This window comes from Escherichia sp. WS338 (assembly GCF_046486405.1).
Classification (GTDB): domain Bacteria; phylum Pseudomonadota; class Gammaproteobacteria; order Enterobacterales; family Enterobacteriaceae; genus Escherichia; species Escherichia coli.
Map to the genome: position 1 here is coordinate 1 of NZ_JBJQLL010000096.1, position 1,361 is coordinate 1,361.

A 1,361-nucleotide genomic window follows, 5' to 3' on the forward strand; every position below is an offset into this window, starting at 1 on the left:
TTATTGTTCGAACTTCGGAGCAATCAGATTATCCAGATTGAATGTCTTCTCCCATTCTTCCTGTGTGAGTAGCTTACGTTCGACAACCACTATCTGATGGAGGGATTTGCCTGTATGGTATGCTTCGTGCGCCATTTCAGAACACACCTTATATCCCAGATGTGGCTTCAGGAGAGTCACAATACCGCAGGAATGCATTACCATCTCTGCAGTTCGATCGGAATTAGCTGTAATGCCATCAATGCATTTAGTTCGGAGTGTGTTACAGGCATTCGTCATCACCTTGAGTGAGGTGAACAGCGCAAAGGTGATGACCGGCTCCATAACGTTAAGCTCAAGCTGACCAGCAGATGCCGCCAGCATCACTGTGGTGTCCAGCCCCTGAACCAGGAAGCAAGACTGGTTTGTTACTTCCGGGATAACGGGGTTAACCTTACCAGGCATAATGGAAGAACCCGGTTGCAATTGAGGCAGGTTAATTTCAGCCAGGCCGCAACGGGGGCCTGAAGCAAGCAGTCGAATGTCATTACAAACCTTGGTAAGCTTCACAGAGAGGCTCTTCATGGCCGAACTGAGTGCAACATATGCACCACAGTCGCTTGTGGCAGCGATGAGATCTTCACTGTTCCTGAAATTAATGCCTGTGATCTGGGCCAGATATTTCACGGCTAAAGCGGGATAATCCGGGTGAGCGGTAACACAGGTACCAATCGCAGTAGCACCAAGGTTTACAACCCGCAGGTGTTCCTGTGCATTACGGATGACCCGAATTTCATCATTAATTGTAAAACCCCAGCCATGGAACTCCTGGCCGAGAGTCATTGGCACTGCATCCTGCAGGTGAGTACGTCCCATCTTGAGCACTGTGCTGAACTCGTCAGCCTTTTTGTAGAATGCTCCTACGAGGTGTTCAACAGCTTCAAGCAATACATTGCTTCGCAGCAGTAATGCCAGATGTAATGCTGTCGGATATGTATCATTGGTGGACTGACCAAAATTAGCATGGTCGTTTGGCGAAACGCGTTTGTAATCCCCTTTAACGCCACCAAGTTTTTCTGCAGCAAGATTGCAAATCACTTCGTTGCAGTTCATATTGGTTGACGTTCCGGCTCCCCCCTGAAGCCAGTCGGTCACAAACTGTTCCCGGTACTTACCATCAATTAATTGGTCGCAAGCCCAGATTAAAGCATCCGCAACATCAGCAGGAATTGTACCTAACTCCTTATTAGCCATCGCAGCTGCTTTTTTCACATAACCGAAGGCAATGATGAAGAAAGGCTCCTGACTCATTGGCATTTCAGTGATATGGAAATTATCTTTTCCACGAAGTGTCTGAACACCATAATAGCAATCATCCGGAA

At 47.6% G+C, this 1,361-nt stretch carries 1 protein-coding gene; it reads right to left on the reverse strand.

Annotated features, from left to right (window positions below):
• Positions 1 to 1,361, reverse strand: a 1,361-nt coding sequence (locus ACJHWT_RS25385; protein WP_001696498.1) for an aspartate ammonia-lyase, incomplete at its 5' end; no start/stop codon positions are given.